The sequence below is a fragment of the Mycobacterium sp. WMMD1722 genome (assembly GCF_049315205.1).
GTDB lineage: Bacteria > Actinomycetota > Actinomycetes > Mycobacteriales > Mycobacteriaceae > Mycobacterium.
Genome location: NZ_CP186056.1, coordinates 3,228,413 through 3,249,984, shown reverse-complemented (window position 1 = coordinate 3,249,984; position 21,572 = coordinate 3,228,413). Strand labels below are relative to the sequence as shown.

Annotated in this window: 22 protein-coding genes and 1 pseudogene; 14 read left to right on the top strand and 9 right to left on the bottom strand. The window is 69.0% G+C overall.

All coding sequences use genetic code 11. From position 1 onward, the window contains the following. Nucleotides 1–53 precede the first annotated feature (53 nt). The 3 genes from ACN27E_RS15620 to ACN27E_RS15610 form a co-directional block, all read right to left on the bottom strand. Nucleotides 54–1,436 (bottom strand): sulfatase family protein, encoded by a 1,383-nt coding sequence (locus ACN27E_RS15620; protein WP_422742802.1) that lies wholly within the window; start codon nucleotides 1,434–1,436, stop codon nucleotides 54–56. A gap of 172 nt (nucleotides 1,437–1,608) precedes the next feature. After that, nucleotides 1,609–1,938 (bottom strand): hypothetical protein, encoded by a 330-nt coding sequence (locus ACN27E_RS15615; RefSeq protein WP_422742801.1) that lies wholly within the window; start codon nucleotides 1,936–1,938, stop codon nucleotides 1,609–1,611. 120 nt (nucleotides 1,939–2,058) lie between these two features. Then, on the bottom strand, nucleotides 2,059–2,541 hold the full coding sequence (locus ACN27E_RS15610) for a hypothetical protein (RefSeq protein ID WP_422742800.1): 483 nt from the start codon (nucleotides 2,539–2,541) through the stop codon (nucleotides 2,059–2,061). A 47-nt stretch (nucleotides 2,542–2,588) separates the two neighbouring features. On the opposite strand from ACN27E_RS15610, the gene ACN27E_RS15605 reads away from it, so the two are divergent. Both ACN27E_RS15605 and ACN27E_RS15600 read left to right on the top strand, forming a co-directional pair. After that, the gene (locus ACN27E_RS15605) at nucleotides 2,589–3,650 is read left to right on the top strand and encodes a permease (RefSeq protein ID WP_422742799.1); all 1,062 of its coding nucleotides are present in this window, start codon (nucleotides 2,589–2,591) and stop codon (nucleotides 3,648–3,650) included. Nucleotides 3,651–3,703: 53 nt separating this feature from the next. After that, nucleotides 3,704–4,363 (top strand): phosphatase PAP2 family protein, encoded by a 660-nt coding sequence (locus ACN27E_RS15600; protein ID WP_422742797.1) that lies wholly within the window; start codon nucleotides 3,704–3,706, stop codon nucleotides 4,361–4,363. On the opposite strand, the gene ACN27E_RS15595 is transcribed toward ACN27E_RS15600, so the two are convergent. Beyond that, nucleotides 4,317–5,807 (bottom strand): bifunctional phosphatase PAP2/diacylglycerol kinase family protein, encoded by a 1,491-nt coding sequence (locus tag ACN27E_RS15595; RefSeq protein WP_422742795.1) that lies wholly within the window; start codon nucleotides 5,805–5,807, stop codon nucleotides 4,317–4,319. The genes ACN27E_RS15600 and ACN27E_RS15595 overlap by 47 nt on opposite strands. 93 nt (nucleotides 5,808–5,900) lie before the next feature. Here ACN27E_RS15595 and ACN27E_RS15590 point away from each other — a divergent pair, with 93 nt between their 5' ends. Continuing rightward, nucleotides 5,901–6,554, top strand: coding sequence for a L,D-transpeptidase family protein (locus tag ACN27E_RS15590; RefSeq protein ID WP_422742793.1), 654 nt, complete (start codon nucleotides 5,901–5,903; stop codon nucleotides 6,552–6,554). Between the two features lie 4 nt (nucleotides 6,555–6,558). Here the strand turns inward: ACN27E_RS15590 and ACN27E_RS15585 are convergent, their stop codons facing one another. Next, nucleotides 6,559–7,017, bottom strand: coding sequence for a nuclear transport factor 2 family protein (locus ACN27E_RS15585; RefSeq protein WP_422742792.1), 459 nt, complete (start codon nucleotides 7,015–7,017; stop codon nucleotides 6,559–6,561). 48 nt (nucleotides 7,018–7,065) lie between these two features. On the opposite strand from ACN27E_RS15585, the gene ACN27E_RS15580 reads away from it, so the two are divergent. Next, nucleotides 7,066–7,872 carry a hypothetical protein gene (locus tag ACN27E_RS15580; RefSeq protein ID WP_422742790.1) on the top strand — a complete coding sequence of 269 codons (807 nt, stop codon included), beginning with the start codon at nucleotides 7,066–7,068 and terminating at the stop codon, nucleotides 7,870–7,872. Here ACN27E_RS15580 and ACN27E_RS15575 read toward each other — a convergent pair. Beyond that, entirely contained in the window at nucleotides 7,771–9,321 is a 1,551-nt protein-coding gene (locus ACN27E_RS15575; RefSeq protein WP_422742789.1) for an FAD-dependent oxidoreductase, read from the bottom strand. The two genes, ACN27E_RS15580 and ACN27E_RS15575, sit on opposite strands and share 102 nt — an antisense overlap. Nucleotides 9,322–9,416: 95 nt before the next feature. On the opposite strand from ACN27E_RS15575, the gene ACN27E_RS15570 reads away from it, so the two are divergent. Next, nucleotides 9,417–11,222 (top strand): Hsp70 family protein, encoded by a 1,806-nt coding sequence (locus ACN27E_RS15570; RefSeq protein WP_422742787.1) that lies wholly within the window; start codon nucleotides 9,417–9,419, stop codon nucleotides 11,220–11,222. A 179-nt stretch (nucleotides 11,223–11,401) separates the two neighbouring features. Here the strand turns inward: ACN27E_RS15570 and ACN27E_RS15565 are convergent, their stop codons facing one another. After that, entirely contained in the window at nucleotides 11,402–12,001 is a 600-nt protein-coding gene (locus ACN27E_RS15565) for a VOC family protein (protein ID WP_422742785.1), read from the bottom strand. 75 nt (nucleotides 12,002–12,076) lie between these two features. Between ACN27E_RS15565 and ACN27E_RS15560 the strand changes: the two genes are divergently transcribed. Then, a complete protein-coding gene (locus ACN27E_RS15560) occupies nucleotides 12,077–12,547 on the top strand; it encodes a hypothetical protein (protein ID WP_422742783.1) in 471 nt (156 codons plus the stop codon). A gap of 75 nt (nucleotides 12,548–12,622) precedes the next feature. Next, the gene (locus tag ACN27E_RS15555; RefSeq protein ID WP_422742781.1) at nucleotides 12,623–13,864 is read left to right on the top strand and encodes a DUF7159 family protein; all 1,242 of its coding nucleotides are present in this window, start codon (nucleotides 12,623–12,625) and stop codon (nucleotides 13,862–13,864) included. Nucleotide 13,865: 1 nt separating this feature from the next. Here the strand turns inward: ACN27E_RS15555 and ACN27E_RS15550 are convergent, their stop codons facing one another. Continuing rightward, nucleotides 13,866–14,093: a hypothetical protein gene (locus ACN27E_RS15550; protein ID WP_422742779.1), complete on the bottom strand. Its 228-nt coding sequence runs from the start codon at nucleotides 14,091–14,093 to the stop codon at nucleotides 13,866–13,868. Nucleotides 14,094–14,195: 102 nt separating this feature from the next. Here ACN27E_RS15550 and ACN27E_RS15545 point away from each other — a divergent pair, with 102 nt between their 5' ends. Further along, a complete protein-coding gene (locus ACN27E_RS15545) occupies nucleotides 14,196–14,855 on the top strand; it encodes a hypothetical protein (RefSeq protein WP_422742777.1) in 660 nt (219 codons plus the stop codon). Here the strand turns inward: ACN27E_RS15545 and ACN27E_RS15540 are convergent. Further along, nucleotides 14,843–15,451, bottom strand: coding sequence for a TetR family transcriptional regulator (locus ACN27E_RS15540; RefSeq protein WP_422742776.1), 609 nt, complete (start codon nucleotides 15,449–15,451; stop codon nucleotides 14,843–14,845). The genes ACN27E_RS15545 and ACN27E_RS15540 overlap by 13 nt on opposite strands. Before the next feature lie 54 nt (nucleotides 15,452–15,505). On the opposite strand from ACN27E_RS15540, the gene ACN27E_RS15535 reads away from it, so the two are divergent. The 6 genes and pseudogenes from ACN27E_RS15535 (at nucleotide 15,506) to ACN27E_RS15510 (ending at nucleotide 21,561) form a co-directional block, all read left to right on the top strand. Continuing rightward, nucleotides 15,506–16,660, top strand: coding sequence for a Rieske 2Fe-2S domain-containing protein (locus tag ACN27E_RS15535; protein WP_422742774.1), 1,155 nt, complete (start codon nucleotides 15,506–15,508; stop codon nucleotides 16,658–16,660). 32 nt (nucleotides 16,661–16,692) lie between these two features. Then, entirely contained in the window at nucleotides 16,693–17,472 is a 780-nt protein-coding gene (locus tag ACN27E_RS15530) for a DUF4239 domain-containing protein (RefSeq protein ID WP_422742772.1), read from the top strand. Between the two features lie 69 nt (nucleotides 17,473–17,541). Beyond that, the gene (locus ACN27E_RS15525; RefSeq protein WP_422742771.1) at nucleotides 17,542–18,408 is read left to right on the top strand and encodes a glycoside hydrolase family 16 protein; all 867 of its coding nucleotides are present in this window, start codon (nucleotides 17,542–17,544) and stop codon (nucleotides 18,406–18,408) included. A 94-nt stretch (nucleotides 18,409–18,502) separates the two neighbouring features. Further along, nucleotides 18,503–19,187, top strand: a pseudogene (locus tag ACN27E_RS15520) (TetR/AcrR family transcriptional regulator); the annotation flags it as partial. A gap of 3 nt (nucleotides 19,188–19,190) precedes the next feature. Further along, nucleotides 19,191–20,129, top strand: coding sequence for a R2-like ligand-binding oxidase (locus tag ACN27E_RS15515; protein WP_422749897.1), 939 nt, complete (start codon nucleotides 19,191–19,193; stop codon nucleotides 20,127–20,129). A gap of 127 nt (nucleotides 20,130–20,256) precedes the next feature. Beyond that, nucleotides 20,257–21,561 carry an AurF N-oxygenase family protein gene (locus tag ACN27E_RS15510; protein WP_422742769.1) on the top strand — a complete coding sequence of 435 codons (1,305 nt, stop codon included), beginning with the start codon at nucleotides 20,257–20,259 and terminating at the stop codon, nucleotides 21,559–21,561. Nucleotides 21,562–21,572 lie beyond the last annotated feature (11 nt).

Below are 21,572 nucleotides of genomic sequence, written 5' to 3'. Positions count from 1 at the left end.
CTAACCGCACCCTAAAAATGCTGCAGACAGGCGGTTTTCGATCATGATGACTCTTAGTCTTGCGCGGCGCGGTGGTCGTCTTCGATGCCGCGGTCGGCGGCCTTGGCGGAGCGGCTGGTGATGGCCCCGCGGTGGATCCGCAGATACGTCTCGGTGTAGCGCTCGGAGATGCGGGTGCCCGCGAACTCCGACGGGATGACGTCGTGGGTCTTCACGCGCCAGTCGTCCAGGAGGATCGCGAGGTCCGCGGCGATCGCCTCGATCTCCGCGGGCGTCGCACCGTCGAGGAGGTTGCGCCGTTCGGTGGGGTCGGCGCGCAGGTCGTAGAGCTCCCGTTCGGGGCGGGGCCCCCTGGTCTGCGGGGCGACGATGCGGCCCGGGGCGCTGTCGGCGATGTCCAACGGCAAGTCGAGAAGCGGCCGAGACGCGTAGTTCTCGATGTAGCTGTAGTCCTTGGTGCGGATCGCCCGGATCGGGTCGAACGAGTCGTGGTAGGTCTTCGTGGTGTACACCGCGGTGCGGACCTCGGTGGTCTCCGGTCCCCGGCGCAGCAGGTTGTCGGCGTGGGAGAGACCGTCGATATCGTCGGGGACGTCGAGGCCCAGCAGCCCCAGCAGGGTGGGTAGTAGGTCGACGCCGCTGAACAGGTCTTCGTACACGCGCGGGGCGATGCCGGCGTCGCGGGGCGGCCGGATCATCAGCGCGATACCGGTGCCCGCGTCGTAGAGCGTGGATTTGGCGCGCGGGAGCGCCGGGCCGTGGTCGGTCATGAACACGACCCAGGTCGTGCGGTCCAGACCGGTCGACTCGAGGGTGTCGAGCAGCCGGCCGACCGCGGCGTCGGCGACGGTGATGGAGCCGTAGAAGTCGGCCAGATCCTGTCGGACACTGTCGTCGAAGGGCAGATAGTCCGGCACCGTGACCGTCGAGGGGTCGGCGGGCTCATAGCGTTCCCGGGGATAGGGGCGGTGGGTTTCGAAGAAGCCGGCGGTCAGCAGGAACGGCCGCCGGGGGCCGCTCTCAAGCCAACCGGTGGCCTGATCGACCACGTATCCGCAGTAGGAATTCGAGACGTCGAATTCGTCGAATCCGAGTTTCGCCGGATACGACGTCTCGTGCTGCATCCCGTAAAGCGCGGTGTGCCAGCCGTTCTCGCCGAGAATATGGGGCAGGGTGCGGATACCGGCACGGTACTCCCAGCCGTGGTGGGCCAAACCGACCAGACCGTTGCCCTGTGGATACCGGCCGGTGAAAAACGATCCGCGCGAGGGAGAGCACAGCGGGGCGGTGGCGTGCGCGCGGGTGAACAGGATGCTCTCGGCGGCCAACGCGTCCATCCGTGGGCTGTGCACATCGGGGTGGCCGTACACCCCGAGATAACGGCCGAGGTCATGCCAGTGCACGATCAGAACGTTGGCAGCATTGGCCTGGGTCACGCCGTGGTCCTTTCCGGGCGGGTCGGTTCACCGAAGCCGGCACGCCGCCGTCGGCAGCTGTTCGGCTCACGGGGTGCCACTCAACCACGGTGTCTCAACCACGGCGTCGCCGACGGCTCGGCCACCGCAACGTCACATTGCGGTGGCCGAGCGGCGACGTGTGACGGCCGGATCAGTACGTCGGCACGAAGACGCCGTTGATCCAGACGCCCCAGTGCTGCCAGCCCTCGTCCCAGACCTGCTTGTTGCCACCGGCCCAGGACGGCGGCACCGGCTGCGGGGGAGCCCACGCGGGGGGCTGCCCGACATCGGGGCCGGCCGGCGGAGCCGGCGGCGGGGCCGGTGCGGCGGGCGGAGGTGCCCAGCCGGGGTTCCAGCCGGGCTGGCCGGGCGGCGGCGGCGGTGCCGGCTGAGCGGAGGCGGCAGCGCCGGTCAGACCCATCGCGCCTGCGGTCAGACCGCCGGCGGCGATGGCGCCGGCAACGATCGTCTTCAGTTTCATGATGCGGAGACTCCCCTCATGGATTTCCGTGCGACCTGTTCGGTCCACTTCGGAACTAGCCACAAGTCGAGCACCTGAAACGCACCGCGTCGATCGGACGCCTCATCCACCAGGGGTGAACTAGGGCCGATAGAGGACGCCGACCGCACGGAACACCCATTCGGGGGGCACGCGGTAGGTCAGGGCGGGGGTTGGCAGCGCCGCGAGGATTTCCTCCGGAATGGTGGTCTTGTAGTGCAGCGACAGCTTGCCCTGGAAGCGCGGATCGACCTCGGCGATGTCCACGTCGAGCAGCAGGCCGGTCGTCGACAGCTCGGCGCGCACCGGGCCCGGCTGACCGGCCGTCCACGGCTGATCGACGGTCCGGCCGGCCAATTTGGGCACCGTCGACAGCGTGGCCAGCACCCGCCGGCTCGTCAGTACCAACGCGCCGGTGTAGCCCGACACGCTTGCCGTCGCGCGCTTACCCGGGATCGAACCGCTGAACCGCCGGCTCACCGCGACGTACTCCGCGAGGTGCAGCACTCCCTCCGCCTCGACCTCGGCGCGCAGCGCGCTGGGCAGCGCGCCGATCCGCATGAGTTTGCGCAGCAGGACGGCCATAGGCACACAGGGTAACCGCGACCGGTACGCCCGATACCGTTGCGGATATGGTCGCCCACGCCGATACCGCCGAACCCTCGCGGCGGGCCCTGCTCGCCGGTGTAGCCGTCACCGCCGCGGTCATGGTGGCGGGCCTGACGTGGGCGAAGTGGATGCCGTACCTGGGAAAGGCGATGTCGGCGGCCCGGACGCACGACTGGCCGGCCAAGGACATCCTCGCCGTCGGAGGCGTCCGTGCCGGCGATGGCCCGAGCTGGGCCGCGGCCACCTCGTTCTTCCACGCCTACGCGTTGGCCATCCTGCCCGCGTTGGTGGTGGCGCTGCTGGTCAGCGCCTGTGTGCAGGCATTCGTCCCGCGCAGCTGGCTGCCCCGTCTGCTGAATCGGCGGGGTCTGTTGTCCACCGCGGCGGCCGGTGGGTTGGCGAGCATGCCGACGATGATGTGCACCTGTTGTGCCGCACCGGTCGCGGTGACCCTACGGCGCACCGGTGTCAGCCGCGCCGCGGTGGTGGCGTACTGGCTGGGTAATCCGTTGCTCAACCCCGCGGTGCTGGTGTTCCTGCTGTTCGTCGCGCCGTGGCAGTGGACGGTCACCCGACTGGCGGTCGGAGCGCTGGCCGTGGTCGGCGCGGCGGTTCTGGTGGGACTGCTCACCCGGCGCCACGGCGATCCGCCTGGGCCGGAAGTGGTCCCCGCCATGCCTGAAACGCGCAGCGCGCCAATCCGTTTCCTCGCCGCGCTGGGCAAACTGTCCGTGGTGCTGCTGCCCGAATATCTGGTGATCGTGCTGCTGATCGGCGCCACCCGGGGATGGCTGCTGACGCTTGTTCAGCCGGCGCATCAGGGCCTGCTCGTCGTGCTGGTGGCCGCGGTGCTCGGCACCCTGCTGGTCATCCCCACGGCAGGGGAGATCCCGATCCTGCAGGGGCTGGCCCTGCTCGGTCTGTCCACCGGCGTCCTGGGCGCACTGCTGATCACCTTGCCCGCGGTGAGTCTTCCCGGCATCGCCATGGTGCTTCGCAGTCTCGGCTGGAAGACCGTGGGGGCCACCGCCGGCGCCACGGTGATGGCCGGCCTGCTCGGCGGAGCGCTGCTTACCGTGCTGTGACCGCCCTCGCCGGCGGGGTCGAACGGTCCACCACGGCTGGTAGAACGGGCGCCATGGCGGCGCAGCGGAAGTGGTTGATCGTCAGCGCCGGCGCCGCGATGGCGGTCTTCGTGCTGATGTGGTGCGGTTACGGGCTGCGCTGGACCTGGCTGACCACGTTCGACGCCGCCCTGCTCGAGCCGATGTACCGGATCGGCGTGGCGCACCCCGCCTGGGTGAGCGCCTGGAACGTCTACTGCCAGGTGTTCAACCCGGTGGTGTTCCGGCTGATCGGTCTCGTGGTCATCGTGGTGGCCCTGGTTCGCCGCCGTCCGCGCCTGGCGGTGTTCGTCGCGGTGACCGTCGAGCTCAGCGGGGCGCTCACCCAGCTGGTCAAGGAGATCGCGGACCGGCCACGGCCGCAGACCGCACTGGTGGTCGCGGAGTCCACATCGTTCCCGTCCGGCCACGCCCTGGGAATGTTGGTGTGTGTCGCGGCCTTGCTGGCCGTCTTGTGGCCGCAGCTGCCGCCGGCCTGGCGGGGGTGGGCGGCCGCGCTCGGGGTGGTGATCGTGGTGACCATCGGCGCCGGCCGGGTCGTGCTCAACGTGCACAACCCGTCCGACGTGATCGCCGGTTGGGCGTTGGGCTACGCGTTCTTCGTCGGGTGGCTGCTGCTGGTCCCGATCAGGTCAGCGGACGAAACACCGGCAGCGCTCGATACCGCGCGCTGAACGTCGCCTCGGTGACCTCCGATCCGACTTCGCCGTCGCAGGCCAGCACCGTCGGACCGTCGACCGAGGTGAACCGGAACTCCGGCACCCGCATCTCGTGATAGAGCGGGCTGCGCTCGAGACGGCCCAGCATCAACGCCGACAGGATGCGCAGCCGGCTGAACCGCTTACCGGTTTCCAGGATGCGTACGTCGAGCAGGCCGTCGTCCATCTGATGGCGTTGTGACGGGGCGAACCCCGAGGGCAGATAGGTCGAGTTGCCCAGGAAGAACAGCGAGGTCTGCACCGTCTCGTTGTCGTAGCGGATGCGCACCGGCTCCCCCCGGCGCAGCGTGTGGAACATGGCGTACAACCCGGCCAGCGGTTTGCCGACCTTGTGTTCCAGCTTCTCGCGGGTCGCCACAAACCTCGGGTAGGCGCCGATGCTCGCGGTGTTGATGACCATCTGATCCTCGTTGAGGCACACCAGGTCCACGCAGTACACGCAGCCCCGTTTGATGGCGTCGACGGTCTTTGCGACCGAATCACAGCCGATGTCCTTGGCGAAGTGGTTGAAGGTGCCGCCGGGGAAGACCGCCAGCGGCAGCCCGGCCGCCAGCGCGATACCGGCCGCACTGGCCACGGTGCCGTCGCCACCCCCGACGGCGAGCACCTCGGCGCGGCCGGCGGCGTCGCGCAGCACGCTGTGCAGATCGTCGCCCTCGCTGAGCTCGACGATCTCGGCGCGCGGCAACGCTGCGCGCACCTCGTCGATCACCCGGGCGCCCGTCCCGCTGCCCGATGCCGGGTTGATCACCAGCACGACGCCGGCGCCCTCGGGGCGCGGCGCGGTGTCCACCCGTAGTGGCTTGGCCGTCGGCAGCTTCGTCGGGGTCGCCGGCGGTACCACCCGCCCGCCCACGACGGCGATCGCCGCCCCGATACCGAATCCGGCCAGCACGTCCCCGGGATAATGGGCGCCGGTGGCGACCCGTGACATGCCGACCAGCCCGGCCAGCAACGCCAGTCCCAAACCGGCCGCGGGGCTCTCCAATCCGACCCCGACGGCGAAGGCGGCGGCGCTCGCCGAATGCCCCGACGGCAGCGAGTTCGACGTGGGAAACCGCCGGCCGCGGCGGGCCAGTGGCACCACGATGTAGTTCGGCCGCGGCCGAACCCAGATCCGTTTGGCGCCCTGGTTGGTGACCAGGCTGGTGACGGCCAACGTCAGCACGCCCCGGGTGGCACCCCGGCGGGTGCTCCTCGTCCCGGCCACCATCATCGCCGCCGCGATCGCGAACCACAGTTTGGAGTGGTCGGCAGCCTGGGTCAGCTTCGGCATCACCGCGTCCAGCAATGGGCTGGGCGATTCGGCGACCGCCTCGAACACCTCCTGATCGAGGTGGCCGAGGCCCTGGCCGATCTGACGCAGACCCTGGCCGCGGCGGCGGAGACGTAAGTCCATTCCGCCAACGTAGCCGGTGGCGCCGAACGCAGCGCGATCCGATCGTGTCCGGACGTTCACAGGTCTGTGAGGCGGACCGTCGAGGATGGTCGGATGCGCCGACTGCTCATCTCGCTGTGCGCTGCCGCGGTGTGGTTGGCGTCCTCGATGCCGGTCGCTCACGCCGCCGTGCCCTGGTTCGCGCCGTCGGTCGGGTCGGCGACGCAGGTGATCTCGGTTGTCGGCGTGGGCGATTCGAAGGCCAAGATGGATGTCTGGCAGCGCACCGCCGCGGGGTGGCAACCGGTGGCCGCCGGTATCCCGGCCTTCATCGGGGCCAACGGGATGGCCGCGCAGACCCATGACGGCCAGATGAAGACCCCGATGGGGGTGTTCACCCTCGACTTCGCGTTCGGCACCGAACCCAATCCCGGCGGGGGCCTGCCCTATGTCCAGGTCACCGGGGATCACTGGTGGGACGGGGATATGAAGAGCCCGACGTACAACACGATGCAGGTCTGCAAGAAGGCCGCCTGCCCGTTCAACACGTCATTGAGCTCGGGTACCGAGAATCTCGACATCCCGCAGTACCGCCACGCCGTCGTCATGGGGGTCAACAAGGCGCGCGTGCCCGGCAACGGCGGCGCGTTCTTCCTGCATTCGACCGACGGCGGTCCGACCGCGGGCTGCGTCGCGATCGACGACGCCACATTGGTCGACATCATCGGCTGGCTGCGGCCGGGCGCCGTGATCGCCCTGGCCCAGTGACGGCTCAGATGTTGAGCGCCCGGCCGGACTTCACCTTGAAGTTCAATGCCTGCAACGACATCGACGCATCGTAGGTGCGGTCGTAGCCGGTCGAGCTGATCTTCCAGCCGTCGGGGGTCCGGCGGTAACGGTCGTGGTAGAAGCCCGCGCCGATGAGCATGAAGTCGAATGCGGGTGCGATCACCCGGTCCTGCAGGTACCAGGTGGCGGTCGCCTCGTCGCCGTCGACGGTGATCTCGGGGTGGGTGACCCGGTGCTCGGTGAGCACCTCCGGACCCAGCGAGGTGCGCATGAAGTTCACCAGCGAGTCGCGATCGGTGAACTCATGGGTGTCGCCCAGCGATTCGCCGTACCTGCCGACCACATCCTCGGTCAGGGTGTCGGCGAACTCGTCCCAGTGTTTGGTGTCCAGCGCCCGCAGATACCGGTATTTGACCTGTTTGATGTCGTCGATGTCACCCATGGACGACATTGCAGCACAGTCGCCGCCGACGGCATAGAGTCACCGGGCATGAAGTTCCTCGACGGGTACGTCCGGTCCCCGTTCGCCGGGATCGCCCCCTGGATACTCATGGCCGTCGTCAGCGGGCCCGGACGATTCGAGGAGGCGGCGTCCTCGGCGCTGGCGCTGTCGTTGCTGACCCTGTGGGTGGGCCGCCGGCGGGGGGTGCCGGTGCACCTGCTCGAGGGGTTCACCGTCGGCTACTTCGCGCTGCTCTCGCTGCTGGGGTTGCTCGCCTCCGACGGGGGGATCCGCTGGCTGCAGATGTGGGCCGGCGAGGTCAGCAATGTCGCACTGGCGGTGTTCGCGCTCGTCACCCTGGCGATCCGCCGCCCGTTCACCCTGGCATATGCCAAAGACACCACGCCGCAGCAATATTGGGACAGCCCGGTGTTCCTCCGGGTCAACACCGTGATCTCGGCGGTGTGGGCGGGCGCGTTCGTGTTCTCGGCGCTGTCCGGGGCGTACGGCGATGCCGTCATCGGCGACAACGACAACTTCTGGACCGCGTGGATCCTGCCGATCGGCGCCATGATCTTCGCGATGTCCTTCACCGACTTCTATCCCGACCATGCGACCGGCGAGTCCACCTGCTGGTTGCCGGCGGTGGACTGGCTGCCGCCGTTCGTGATGATCACCGGCATCGTCGGCTGGGTGTCCGACGCGGTGCCCACGGCGGTGGGCGTCGCGTTCATCGCCGTCGGTGCCGGCGGCTCAGCCGTGCTGCGGCGACTGATGCCCGATCGGGGAGTCACTGGGGGTGAGGCCCCGGGTGGCGGGACCTTCGAGGAGGGTTCCGTCGGGCGCGAACCGTGATCCGTGCAGCGGGCACTCCCAGGCCTCGTCCGCGTCGTTCCAGTTGACGATGCCGCCCAGATGGGGGCAGACCGGTGATACCCGGCGCTCGACACCGTCGACCACGCTGCGGGCCTCCAACGCCCATGGCGGGCCGCTGACCACGCCGCCGGACTGCGGTGTGCGCTCGGCGATCCGGGTGACGGGGGTGATCCAGCCCTTGGCCAGATTGATGCCGACCTCGACGTTGGACTGCACCGCTTTGGGGATGCCGGACAGTTCATGGGGGCTCCAGCTGGCGAACGCATCGGCCCAGTCCATCCGGCCGCCCAGGATGCGGCTGGACAGCGCCAGCCCGGCCGCGGTGCCGTTGGTCATCCCCCACTTGTCGAAACCTGTTGCGACGAAGATCTTCTCGTTGCCGGGCAGGATGGGCCCGACGTAGGGCAGTTCGTCGGCCGGCGTGTAGTCCTGCGCGGACCAGAAATGCGTCTGCATGGCTCCCGGGAAATGCCGTTTGGCCCACCCATCGAGTTCCTGCACCGACGACGAGGGGTGCTTTTCCCGGCCCACCGGATGCCCTGCGCCGCCGACGATCAGCCGGTCACCGTCGGGGGTGGGTGCGTAGCGCACCGAGCGGGTCGGCGAATCGGTGGACAGATACATGCCCCGGGTGATGCTGCCCGGCACCTGATAGGCCATGCAGTACGACCGCTGTGGTTTGAGCCGGGCGAAGAAGCCACCCCGGTCGAGGATCGGGATACCGGTGGCCAGCACGCACTGCCCGGTGACCACGTCGAACGTGTGCCCCTCGGAGGTACGGACCTGCAGGGACAGCCGGTCGCCCGAGCCCGACACCGACTGCACCCGCACCCCCTGCACGAGCCGGCCGCCGTGCCGGTCCAGATCGGCGATGAGGCTGTCCAGCAACGGAATCGGATCGAACTGGGCCTGCGCGGCCAGCCTGACCGCGCCATGGAAGGGGAAGGGTACGTCGGCCGCCCGGTCGTCCGCGTCGACCCATTCGACGGGCAGCCCCGCGGCCTCACAGGCCTCGAGTTCGCGGCGGGCCGCGGAGATCCCCTGCTCGGATTGGGCGTAGGTGAACGCGTCTTCGCGCTGAACGGACAGCCCGTGGGAGTCGCAGTGGCGGAGCAGCCAATCCTGGCCTTCGCGATTGCCCTCGAGGTACATGCGCGCGACGTTCGGGCCGTGTTTGCCGACGATCTTGCTCATCTTGCTGCCCTGCAGCAGGCTGATCTTGGCGGTCGTGTTGCCGGTCGCGCCGGCCCCGGAGCGCCAGGCCTCGAGGACCAGGACGTCACGGCCGGCGCGGGCGAGCAGGGTCGCGGTGACCAGTCCGGTGAGACCCGCACCGACCACCACGACGTCGGCGGAGCGATTCGATTCGTCGAGTGGGCTCGGGGGATCCGCCTCTTCCGGGCGGCCGGCCAGCCATAGTGACGTCATGCAGGCGGCGATACCCGCCCTCACCTGCGATGAATCATCCAGTGGTGTGTCGCAACGATGACGCCCCGGCGAGCGCGGCTAGGGTTGCGGGTCATATGAGCGACCCGTTGGGGTTGTCGATCGGGACCACCAACCTGGTAGCGGCGCGTGTCGGCAACCCGCCCGTGATCCGGCGTTCCGCGCTGAGCCTGTTCAGCGACCGTACGCCGCAGGTCGGGCTGCCCGGGCGGGGCGACGCCGGGACGGTACTCACCGGATTCGTCGAACGCATCGGTGATCCGGTGCCGCTGATCGCGCCGGACGGGGCGTCCTACCACGCGGAGGCGCTGCTGACCGAGGCGCTCGACGCCATGGTCGAACTCACCGGCGGCCCGCCGGTCGGGGACCTGGCGATCGGCGTGCCTGCGCATTGGAATACCGCGACACAGTGGGCCCTGCGTAAGGCCCTGCGTACCAATCCGGTGCTGGCGCCCGCCCGCCTGATTTCCGATGCCGTCGCGTCGCTGACGGCGCTGCATGCCAACCCCGGCCTGCCGACCAACGGTGTCGTGGCACTCGTCGATCTCGGCGGCAGCGGTACCGGCATCACGGTGACCGACGCGTCCTCGGCGTTCGAGCCGATCGACGCGACGGTCCGGTTAACCGAATTCTCGGGTGACCAGATCGACCAGGCGCTGCTGACCCGAGTGCTCGACGGCATCACCCGCTCGGGCGGTGTGGATCCGGCGACGACGGCCGCGGTCGGTTCGCTGACGGCGCTGCGGGAGCAGTGCCGTGGGGCCAAGGAACGGCTCTCGGCGCAGACCGCCGCGGATATCGGTGTCGACCTACCGGGGTTCTCCTCGACGGTGCGGGTCACCCGCGCCGAACTCGACGAACTGTTGCAGGCGCCACTGGCCAACGTGCTGGCGGCGCTCGACGACGTGTTGCAACGCAATCGGATTGCCTGGTCGACCGTGTCGGCCGTGGTGACCGTCGGTGGCGGAGCGAGCATTCCGCTGGTGACCCAGCAGCTGTCCGCGCACTCGCGCGTCCCGGTGCTGAACACCCCGCAGCCCGCGCTGGACGCGGCGGTCGGGGCGGCGCTGTTCGCCGCGTACAGCGCGGCGGCAGATGCGCCGACCGGGATCGCCCCGGCCGCGCCGGTGGCCGAGATGACCGCCGATGCGCCCGGCTCGGCCACCTTCCGGGCGCTGGCCTGGTCGCAGGACGACGCCGCCGGCGAGGAACCGGTGCCCTACACCGGGGATGCCGGCTCCGCGCCGTATCAGGACGGCTATCGCGACCAGCTCGACCAGTACGACGCGTATGCGACCGAGGTGGCCGGTCCGCGCCCGGAGGTGCTCTACGAACGGGATCAGCCGGCGGCCGAGCCGGTCGGCGTGTGGCAACGGTTGCCGCAGCTGGCAATCGTTGCTGCAGCGCTGGTGGCGGTCGTCGCGCTCGGCGGTGTCGCGTACGCCTTGACCGGGACGTCGACCGACAGCACGCCGGCCACCCAGTTGGAGACCACCCGTCTGCCGGCCAGCGCACCGCTGCCACCGCCCAGTACCGAGCCGCCGCCGCCGGTCGTCACGGTGACCAGCGAGGCCGCGCCGCCCCCGCCGCCACCCACGACTGAGGCGCCGCCACCTCCGCCTGTCACCACCACGCAGGTCACGACGACGCAACCGACGACGACGACCACCACGACCACGACCACCACGACCACGACCACGACCACCACAACGACGACGGTGCCCACGACGACGGTGCCCACGACGACGGTGCCCACGACGACGGTGCCCACGACGACGAGGACTTTCCCGACCTACCCGACCACCACGAACCCCGTCACCACGACCTACCTCGACATCCCGTTCCTGCCGGTGCCGATTCCCATTCAGGTCCCCAACCGCTGAGGCGAACGAGCGTGCATCCAGGGCGCCGAAAGTGCACTCACGGCGGCGCTGACGCCAGAATCCCGCCCGGTGTGCACACTCGGCGCCCGGAGTGCACGGTCGGCTCGGCGGCCTTCGCGATCCTGCCCGGGGTGCCCGACGGCGGCTATCTCGGACAGGGGCTGCTGGAACCGTGAGGCTCACGCCGGGCTGATCTCGTTTCCCTCCGGGTCGGCGGCGGCTGTGCGGCCCTCGACGCGCAGCCGCACCCGGTTCGCGGTGTCCTTGGCCGTCGGTACCCGCACGAACTCGACGAAGTAGGCGCCGGGTTGGGCCAGCGAAGCCACTGTGGCCTGCGATCGGGTGATCGGCAGGTCGGTCACCTGGGACCAGAACCGCGCCTGGGCGGCCGGGTCGAGCGCGTCGATCACGACCGCGGCGACCGGGCCACGGCCGCGGTATTCCTCGCGGGGTTCGAGCACGCAGAACTCGTTGCCCTCGGGATCGGCGAGGACCACCCACGCGACGTCGCGCTGTCCGATGTCGACCGGATGCGCCCCCAGCCGGCGGGCCCTGCTGACGAGTTCGGCCTGGTGCTCGACGGAGGTGGACGCCAGGTCGAGGTGCAGTCGGTTCTTCCCCGACTTGGGGTGTTCGGTCGCGACGAAGCGCAGGCTGCCCGGGCCGAGCGCCACCGCGTGGTCGTCGGCCGGTGGTAGCTCGAGCAGCGACGCCCAGAACCGCACCTGCGCCGGGGGATCGAGGGCGTCGACGTCGACACCGCGCAGGGGGCTGGTCACCGCCTCACTGTATTGCTGTAGCGCTATCCGGATTGCTGTAGCGCTATCCGGGCGGCGGACGACATAACCGATGTGATGCGACGGATTCTGGGGACGCTGGCCGGGGCGGCGGTGCTGATGCTGAGCCTTCCGGTGGTCAGCCATGCGCAGCCTGCCGAACCGCAGCCGGGCGCCTCCTGCGCCGCCGCCGTCGAGGGCGCGCTGTCGAGGCTTGCCGACTTCACCACGGTGCAGTGCAGTGCGGGCCGATGGGTGGTCCATCCCGACCCGTACCCTACGAGTGAGCGCTGGTTGTCGACCGACGCCGGTCTCTCCCTGCACGGTCAGGGCCTGCGGAATCCCGAGATGCTCTCCGGAATGTGGACCGCTTTTCCGCAGGATCCGGCCACCGCGTGCCGCGCCGAACAGACGGCCGTGACCCGCGCGGGTGAGGTCGGTAAGCCGCAGGTGGCCGACGGTGCGCCGGGTCAACCGCTGCGCTTCGAGGTGCTGCCCGTGATGTTCTCGATCGAGCTGAGTGGCCACTGCCTGTGGCAGGCGGGCTGAACGCCGGGCGGGTTGAGCATCGCGGAAGCAGCGGTATGGTCAGACCCGAACTGACCAACGAAGCGGGATCGACCAGTGGACCTTGTACTCGGCCTTTCGGTGACATCGAAGGCGATTCGTTTCGTCCTCGTCGAGGGCGCTGACGGTGACGGCGCCACCGTGGACAGCGGCGCCCTGAATCTCACCCAGGCGAACGAATCGGCGACGAAATCGCTGGTCGAAGCGGTACTGGGGCAGGGTCCCTACGCCGCCGTGCCCGGCGTGCGACCGATCGCCGTCGGCCTCACCTGGTCGCCGTCGGCGCAGCAGCCGGCCGTCGCGCTCCATCAGGCTCTGACCGACAAGGGCGTGCACAACGTGGTCGCGCTGTCGGCCGCGGAGGCGGCCGCGGCGCTGGCCACCGGGATCTCCGATCTGGCCCGCCAGGACGAGATCGCAGTGTGCATCGCCGAACCCGACCTGGCGCTGGTGACGATCGTCACCGCCGACCGCGTCGTCGTCGACCCGGTGACCGGCACCGATCCAGCGGCCCTGGTGCACGGCATGCAGCGGGCGTTGGAGTCGACCGGAGCCCGTCCCGAGGCGGTCTACGCCCTCGGCTCGGCCGACGACCTGTCGCACCTCGTGGCCACCCTCGGCTCGGCGATCTCGGCCGCCGAGGCCGACCTCGCGCTGGCCCGGGGCGCCGCACTGGCGTCGGCTCACGGCTTCGCCGGCATCGATGCGCGGCTCGCGCTGGCCGCCGGGGCCGAGAGTCCGCGCCGGTCCTGGCTCACGTGGCGGGTACCCGCGCTGACCTCGGTGCTCGCGGCCGCGGTCGTGACGTTCGTCGTCTCCCTGTCCGTCGCGCTGGGGATGCAGCTGACGTCGCAGACGCGCTCGGACTCCGCCCGCACCGAACCCCTCGCGGCGTCTGGGCAGATGGTCGAGCAGCCGCCCGCGGCGGCCGCGCCGAAGGTCCCGGAGGCCGCACCGCTGCCCGCCGCGCCGCCGCCGCCCGCCGCGCCGCCCCCGCCGCCCGAGGTGGCGCCCGCTCCCGAACCCGAGGTCGCGCCGGTCAGCGAACCCGTGGTGGAGGCACCGCCGCCGGTGTACGAGGCGCCGCCGGCACCGGTCTACGTGCCGCCCGCACCCGAGTACGTCGCTCCCGCGCCGGTCGCGGTTCCGCCCGCGCCGGCTTACCAGCCGCCCGCGACCGCGGGACTGCCGCCCGGATATGTGCCGCCGGTCGCGCCGCAGCCGCGGCTGCGCGACCGCATCATCGAGCGCATTCCGATCATCAACCGGTTCCACGAACCGCAGTACACGACTCCGTAGGTCACACCCGGTTCCGGTCTTCCTCCCGGCTGCGACGGCGCAGCAGGACGCTGGCCGCGGCCGCGATCAGGGCAAGAAGCAGAACCAGCGATGCGATGACCAGGCCGGTGGCACCGAAGGCGGGTTCGTAGCCGATGGTGCGCGCCCGCCCGTAGGAGACCCACCCGATCAGGAGGGCCTTCACGACGAGGATGACCGAGACGATGCTCAGCGCGGTGGCCGAACGCATGGTGTCCAGGGTAGGCGCGCGGGCGGAGGTCAGCGGTACGGCCCGTGATGAATCCGTGACCTCGTCGTGACATTAGGGTTCTTCTAATCGTAAGGTGCTTGCGTGGGTCGGCATTCGAAGATCAGCGAACGGCGACGGACGTCGCTGCTGCTGGTGGCTTTCGCGACGCCCGCTGCCGCCGCGCTGACGCTGGGCGCGGACCTCAATCCGGTCGCCGAGGACGACGTCCAACCGGTCGTCGACACCGCCCCGGGCTGCTGCGGCGAGGTACTCGCGGCCGGATCCGGCACCGTGCCGCCGGTGATCGAAGACATCGACGTGGTCCCCGGCCAACTGGTCTCGATCGCCAACTGGCGGGCATCGAGAGCTCAGGTGCGGGAGGCCCTGCCCGCCGGACCCGCACCCGAACACGGGCTCCAGGTCCGGACCATCCGCGCCGCTCGAGCCATCAGCGCCGTCTTCCCCGAGATCCAGAACATCGGCGGGTTCCGTGCCGACGCGCTGCGATGGCATCCCGACGGCCTCGCCCTCGACGTGATGATCCCCGATCCCGGCAGCCGGCAGGGCATCGCGCTGGGCAACCAGATCGTGGCCTACGTGCTCAAGAACGCCGAGCGTTTCGGCATCCAGGATGCGATCTGGCGGGGCGTGTACTACACCCCGAGCGGTCCCCAGAGTTTCGGCGCGGGCCACTACGACCACGTCCACGTCACCACGACCGGCGGCGGCTATCCCACCGGCGGTGAGATCTACTTCCGCTGACCCGCGGACACGGCCAGCAGGGCGGGCACCGGCGCGGTGAGCATCGCCGCCAGCATGGCGATGACCTCCTCCGGACCCCCGGTCGCCAGCGTGGTGTCGTGGGTCGCCCGCTCGAGGTCGGCCAGGAGGGCGAACATCGTGGTCGCGACGGCGTTCATGCGGCGCCGGCGGGCGGCGGTGTCGCCGGTGGGAATGGCGCGGGCGAGTTCGGTGAGGACGTGGCGCCACACCGACCCCTGCGCGGCGTCGATGTCGGCGCGCAGGTGCAGCGCGGCGGCTTGCAGGAAGCGCGCGTAGTAGCGGCTGGGCACCGTGGTGAACGGCAGCACCATCACCCGCAGCAGCGCGTCGAGATCGGCGCTCTCGCCGAGGGCGGCGAGCATCAGCCCGCGTTCGCGTTCCATCGGCTCCAGACGGCGCAGCACGACGGCATCGATCAAATCTTGGCGGTTGCGGAAGTGGTAGTTCACCGCGGAGTTGTTGCGCTGCCCGGCGGCCAGGGCGATGTCGCGCAGCGGCACCTGCACCCCGCGTTCGGCGATCATCTGCTCGGCCGCATCGAGAATGTCGCCCCTGGCCTGTTCACCTCGTCGCACGCCGCGATCATAATTCCCCGCTCATCATCTAAGCGAAGATGCTTAAATGGGCCGGTGACCGATCCAGAGATCAGGGATATCGATACCGGCGTGGCCATGACGCGCTTCGCCCGCGGATGGCACTGCCTGGGCCTGGCCCAGGACTTCCGCGACGGTCAACCGCACGGCGTCGACGCCTTCGGTACCCGGTTGGTCGTATTCGCCGACCCCGACGGCGCCCTGCACGTGCTGGACGGCTACTGCCGGCACATGGGCGGCGACCTGTCCCAAGGCACCGTCAAGGGCGACTCCGTCGCGTGCCCGTTCCACGACTGGCGCTGGCAGGGCTCGACCGGGCGCTGCACACTGGTGCCGTACGCCAAGCGCACGCCGCGGTTGGCACGTACGCGACGGTGGCCGGTCGGCGAGGTGAACGGCCAGTTGTTGGTCTGGCACGACCCCGAGCAGTCCACGCCGCCCGAGGAACTCTTCCCGCCCACCATCGACGGGTACGACGAGGGCAAGTGGTCGCCGTGGTCGTGGAACTCGATCCGCATCGAGGGGTCCCACTGCCGCGAGATCGTCGACAACAACGTCGACATGGCGCACTTCTTCTACATCCACCACGCCTATCCCACCTTCTTCAAGAACGTCATCGAGGGCCACACGGCCAGCCAGTTCATGGAGTCCAAGCCACGTCCCGACACCACTCCCAACCACGAAAAGCTCTGGGCGGGAACGAAGCTGAGGTCAGAAGCGACGTACTTCGGACCCGCGTACATGATCAACTGGCTGCACAACGACGTGGCGCCGGACTTCACCATCGAGGTGGCCCTGATCAACTGCCACTATCCGGTCAGTCACGACTCGTTCGTCCTCATGTGGGGGGTCGCGGTGCAGGAGCTGCCCGGTCTGCCCGCGGACAAGGCGGCGAAACTCGCCACCTCGATGAGCCGGTCGTTCGGGGACGGGTTCCTCGAGGACGTCGAGATCTGGAAACACAAGACCCGCATAGAGAATCCGTTGCTGACCGAAGAGGACGGCGCGGTGTATCAGCATCGGCGGTGGTACGAACAGTTCTACGTCGACCGGGCCGACGTCACCGCGGACATGACCGACCGGTTCGAACTCGAGGTCGACACCGGGCACGCCAACGAATTCTGGCGTCACGAGGTGGCCGACAATCTCGCCACTGCGCGAAAGGCGGACGCCACCAGCGCTGCCGGGTAGATTCACCTGGTGGGCCGCGCGGGGGACACCCGATGATCTGGCTGCTGCAACAGCCGCCGATCATCGTCGCCACGCTGGTCGTCCTCGGCACGGTCGGGCTGTCGGTGCTGGGCCTCATCGTGTTCCGGCGGGTGACGCGGTCCGAGCGCTTCGAATCGGCCAACGACGTCACCGCGCAGACCTTTGCGCTGGCGGGAATTCTCTATGCGGTCCTCGTCGCCTTCGTGGTCGTCGTCGTCTGGGAACAGTTCGCCGACGCCAAAGCCGCCGCCGAGTCGGAGGCCAACGCCATCTCGGATCTGCTCCGGGATTCGGAGACCCTGCCGCCGGAATCCCGGGAGGCGGTGCGGGCCAGCCTGGTCGCCTATGCCGAGGATGTGGTGAACGACGAGTTCGTGCGCTTGCACCACGGCGAGGCGATCGAACAGCAGTCCGATCAGTTGAGCCAGATCTGGCAGAGCTACCTGGACGTCCGTCCGGTGACCCAGATCCAGATCGCCTTCCTCAACGAGGACATCGGCAAGCTCAACGACCTGGGAAGCAGTCGCAAGGTGCGGATCTCCAGCGGCGACGCCGAGATCCCGACGGAGCTGTGGGTGCTCCTGGTCGGCGGCGGAGCCGTGATGCTGACGTTCACCTATCTGTTCGGGACCAAGCACATCGCGGTGCACGCAGCGTCGGTCGCGCTCGCCGGTGCCCTGCTGTCGTTCGTGTTGTACCTGATCTTCGCGCTCGAGCATCCGTTCGTGGGGGATCTGTCGGTGCAGACGGATCCCTACGAGCATGTGCTCGAGACCTGGCGGGAGGGCTGAACGCGCCGCAACGGCGGGGTTCGCGCCCGAAACCGTCCCGGCTGCGTTTACGGTTGGGCGGTGTCGAGCATGGATCGTCGTAGCGCAATGTTGATGCTGGGATTCGGCGTGGCGGCTGCCGCCCTGCCGGTTCCCCGGGCCGCGGCCCAGCCGCCGATCGGCGATGCGCCGCCCGCCCCGGGCCCCGATGTCCCCCCGGACGCGGCGATGCCCGCGCCGAATTTTCTGTTCGTCGACGAGTTCAACGGTCCGGCCGGTGCGCCGCCCAACCCGGCGTCGTGGTTCATCGTCCCGGCCCGGGAGACCATCAGAAATCCGGTCGAATGGGACAAGCCCTACAACATGGGCCGCTACGTGACCGATCAGGAGCACGTCTTCCAGGACGGAAACGGCAATCTGGTCATCCGGGCCACCCGCGGTCCGGGGACGACGATCCAGGAGAAGTACGCCAGCGCCAAGATCATCGGCAACTGGCGCGGCGGCGTCGGAACCACCTGGGAGGCGCGGATCAAGCTCAACTGTTTGACCGACGGCGCGTGGCCGGCTTTCTGGCTGATCAATGACAATCCCGTGCGTGGCGGTGAGGTCGACCTCGTGGAGTGGTACGGCAACCGTGACTGGCCATCGGGGACGACGGTGCACGCCCGCCTGGACGGCACTCAGTTCCAGACCGACAAGCACCCGGTCGACGGTGAGTGGCACACCTGGCGCATGACCTGGCTGCCCTCGGGGATGTACTTCTGGAAGGACTACGCGCCCGGGATGCAGCCCTTCTTCACGGTGCTGGCCAATTCGCTGCCGGAGTGGCCGTTCAACGACCCCGGGTACACGATGGCGCCGGTCTTCAACATCGCCGTCGGCGGATCCGGTGGCCGGGAACCGGCGGGCGGCACGTACCCGGCCGACATGCTCATCGACTGGATCCGGGTGTTCTGACCCACCGCGCGTGCTCACCGCCGGGCCTTGACTGTGCCCTGCGTCACAGTAATATGACCAGTGGTCATATCCCGTGATTCGGTGAGGAGCGACCATGCCGACGGTGACGTGGGCCCGCCTGGACGGGGGCCGCCGCAGCGCGGTGTTGGCTGCCGCCGAGGCCGAGTTCTCGGCGCACGGGTTCTCCGGCGGCAGCCTGAACGTGATCGCCCGCCGGGCCGGGGTCGCCAAGGGCAGCCTGTTCCAATACTTCGCCGACAAGCGTGACCTGTACGCCTACGTCACCGACCAGGCCAGTCAACGAGTGCGCAGCTACATGGAAGCGCAGATCGACGCCCTCGACGCGGGGCGGCCCTTCTTCGATTTCCTCACCGATCTGCTCGACGCCTGGGTGGCCTATTTCGCCGACAACCCGCGTGAGCGGGCGCTGCACGCGGCGGCCAGCTTCGAGGTCGACACCGACGCTCGGATCAGCGTGCGGGGTGTGGTGCACCGCCACTATCTGCAGGTGCTGCGCCCGCTGGTGCACCAGGCCCACGCCGGCGGTGACCTGCGTGATGACGCCGACATCGAGATGCTGCTGTCGCTGCTGTTGATGATCCTGCCGCACCTGGCCCTGGCGCCGTATGTCCGCGGACTGGATCCGCTGCTCGGCCTCGACGAACCCTCGCCCGAGCAGCCCGCGCTGGCGGTGCGTCGCTTCGTCGCCGTGCTCGTCTCGGCCTTCTCGTCGTCTCCTGCCCAACCCACCACCGCAGTACCGACCCCAGGAGGTCACACCCATGTCTAGAACCCGCTCGGACTCGCTGGCCGCCGGCGGCCTGAATTGGGAGAGCTTGCCGCTGAAGCTGTTCTCCGGTGGCAACGCCAAGTTCTGGAATCCGGCCGACATCGACTTCACCCGCGACCGCGAGGACTGGGAGTCGCTGTCGGAATTGGAGCGCGAGTGGGCCACCCGGCTGTGCGCCCAGTTCATCGCCGGCGAGGAGGCCGTCACCCAGGACATCCAGCCGTTCATGGCGGCGATGCGCGCGGAGGGCCGGCTCGGCGACGAGATGTACCTGACGCAGTTCGCCTTCGAGGAGGCCAAACACACGCAGGTGTTCCGGATGTGGCTCGACGCCGTCGGCATGACCGACGATCTGCAGTGCTTCCTCGACGACCTGCCCGCCTACCGGCAGATGTTCTACGACGAGCTGCCGGCCGCACTCGACGCGCTGGCCACCGATCCGTCACCGGCGGCGCAGGTGCGGGCGTCGGTCACCTACAACCACGTCATCGAGGGCATGATGGCGCTGACGGGATACTATGCGTGGCAACGCATTTGTGTGGACCGCGGCATCCTGCCCGGCATGCAGGAGTTGGTCCGGCGGATCGGCGACGACGAGCGGCGGCACATGGCCTGGGGCACGTTCACCTGCCGGCGTCACGTCGCCGCCGACGACGGCAACTGGGCGGTGTTCGAGGCACGGATGAACGAATTGATCCCGCTGGCCCTGCAGAACACCGAGGACGGGTTCGGCCTCTACGAGGAGGTGCCGTTCGGTCTGCAGAAGGACGAGTTCCAGCAGTACGCGGCCGACAAGGGGATGCGTCGCTTCGGGACCATCAGCAGTGCCCGAGGCCGGGCGCTGCAGGAGATCGACATCGACTCGACCCCGCTGCAACTGGAGGACAGCTTCGCCGACGAGGATCGGCGCGCACTGGCCACATCGGCGTGAGGCCACCGCAGGGAATCCGTCCACCACTGTTACGCAACCGAGTTCTTCCATAAGGATGTCGAGACCCCACAAAGTGTGATGTTGTTGCTACGGTCACGCCCACAAGGTGACTGGAACAGGTGGGGTGATGACGGCGGTCGACGACGTGGACGGCACGCCGAAGGACTCGTATTTCGATCGGGTGCAGGCGCTTTCGGACGCCACGACGAGACTGCGGTTCGACCCGTATGTGGACATCGACTGGGATGCGCCCGAGAACGCTTTGGACCGCGACGATCCCCGGTGGCAACTCGATCCGGAGACGAATCCGCTTGCGGCGACGGATTGGTATGCCGAACAGCCGTTGCAGCGACGGATCGACATGGGCCGCTGGGTCACCGCGAACACGCTCAAGACCACCATCCAGTTCGAGATGATGTTGGTACGCGGCGTGATCCACTACGCGGGCAAGCTGCCCAACCGAACCCCGGTGTTCCGCTATCTGCTGCACGAGCTGGTCGACGAGTGCAACCACATCCAGATGTTCCAGGAATTCGTCAACCGCACCGGCGAGGATGTCCCCGGCATGCGGCGTGGGTCGCGGATCTTCGGGCCGATCCTGGGTTTCATCGGCGGCTACATCAGCATCCTGCACTTCATCGCGATCCTCTGCGGCGAGCAGCCGCTGCACTACCAGCAGACGCTGCAGCACCGCGGTGCCGCGAACGTGCCTGCCCTGCTCAACAAGATCACCTATATCCACCTGGCCGAGGAGGCCCGCCACATCACCTTCGCCGACGACCACCTGGCGCAGGAGATCGGCCGCGCCGGGTGGTTCAAGCGGATGTCATGTGCCATCGCGTTTCCGATCTTCTTGCGGTGGCTGATCGGCGAGTCGGTCGGGCCGCCACGCGCGTTCGCCCGCGAATTCGGCGTTCCGCGGGTAGTTTTCAAATCCGCGTTCTGGCGCAGCGCCGCATCCCGCCGGATGATGGCCGAATCGGCCGCCGATGTGCGCAGGGTCGCCGAGGATCTGGGTCTGCGCACGGTGTGGTCGCGATGGCTGTGGCGGCTGCTCGGTGTCGAAGGGCGGGTGCCACGCTTCCGCGGCGAACCCGACCGCAGTTCTGCCGCCACCCCGATGACGGGCGTTCGGGCGGTCACCTGGGCGCGCTTCTCGGCGATGGTCGCAATGGCCGCGTTCACGCTGGCCGTCACCCCGGACGGGGTGCGGATCATCGCCGCGGCCGCGATCGGTGCCGGCGTCTGGGCCGGCTACCACCTGGTGCGCCAGCGTATCGGTGGCGTGGTGGGCAACCAGTCGTTCGAATGGCCAAGGCTGTTCGTGTGGGTGGCGGTCTGTGTGGCGATGATCCCCGTCGGGGGACTCATCGGCCTGACGCTCGTGGTGTTGACCATCCTTTCCCTCGCAGATCTCCTGCCGACGCTGTGACCGGCCCGGCG

Bases quoted from the DNA above. Each gene is read 5' to 3' on its own strand.
- ACN27E_RS15515 (WP_422749897.1), top strand. From the start codon at position 19,191: ATGTCTAGAACCCGCTCGGACTCGCTGGCCGCCGGCGGCCTGAATTGG.
- ACN27E_RS15530 (WP_422742772.1), top strand. From the start codon at position 16,693: ATGATCTGGCTGCTGCAACAGCCGCCGATCATCGTCGCCACGCTGGTC.
- ACN27E_RS15560 (WP_422742783.1), top strand. From the start codon at position 12,077: ATGCGACGGATTCTGGGGACGCTGGCCGGGGCGGCGGTGCTGATGCTG.
- ACN27E_RS15570 (WP_422742787.1), top strand. From the start codon at position 9,417: ATGAGCGACCCGTTGGGGTTGTCGATCGGGACCACCAACCTGGTAGCG.
- ACN27E_RS15615 (WP_422742801.1), bottom strand. From the start codon at position 1,938: ATGAAACTGAAGACGATCGTTGCCGGCGCCATCGCCGCCGGCGGTCTG.
- ACN27E_RS15580 (WP_422742790.1), top strand. From the start codon at position 7,066: ATGAAGTTCCTCGACGGGTACGTCCGGTCCCCGTTCGCCGGGATCGCC.
- ACN27E_RS15510 (WP_422742769.1), top strand. From the start codon at position 20,257: ATGACGGCGGTCGACGACGTGGACGGCACGCCGAAGGACTCGTATTTC.
- ACN27E_RS15595 (WP_422742795.1), bottom strand. From the start codon at position 5,807: ATGGACTTACGTCTCCGCCGCCGCGGCCAGGGTCTGCGTCAGATCGGC.
- ACN27E_RS15605 (WP_422742799.1), top strand. From the start codon at position 2,589: ATGGTCGCCCACGCCGATACCGCCGAACCCTCGCGGCGGGCCCTGCTC.
- ACN27E_RS15550 (WP_422742779.1), bottom strand. From the start codon at position 14,093: ATGCGTTCGGCCACCGCGCTGAGCATCGTCTCGGTCATCCTCGTCGTG.
- ACN27E_RS15590 (WP_422742793.1), top strand. From the start codon at position 5,901: ATGCGCCGACTGCTCATCTCGCTGTGCGCTGCCGCGGTGTGGTTGGCG.
- ACN27E_RS15585 (WP_422742792.1), bottom strand. From the start codon at position 7,017: ATGGGTGACATCGACGACATCAAACAGGTCAAATACCGGTATCTGCGG.
- ACN27E_RS15610 (WP_422742800.1), bottom strand. From the start codon at position 2,541: ATGGCCGTCCTGCTGCGCAAACTCATGCGGATCGGCGCGCTGCCCAGC.
- ACN27E_RS15600 (WP_422742797.1), top strand. From the start codon at position 3,704: ATGGCGGCGCAGCGGAAGTGGTTGATCGTCAGCGCCGGCGCCGCGATG.
- ACN27E_RS15575 (WP_422742789.1), bottom strand. From the start codon at position 9,321: ATGACGTCACTATGGCTGGCCGGCCGCCCGGAAGAGGCGGATCCCCCG.
- ACN27E_RS15525 (WP_422742771.1), top strand. From the start codon at position 17,542: ATGGATCGTCGTAGCGCAATGTTGATGCTGGGATTCGGCGTGGCGGCT.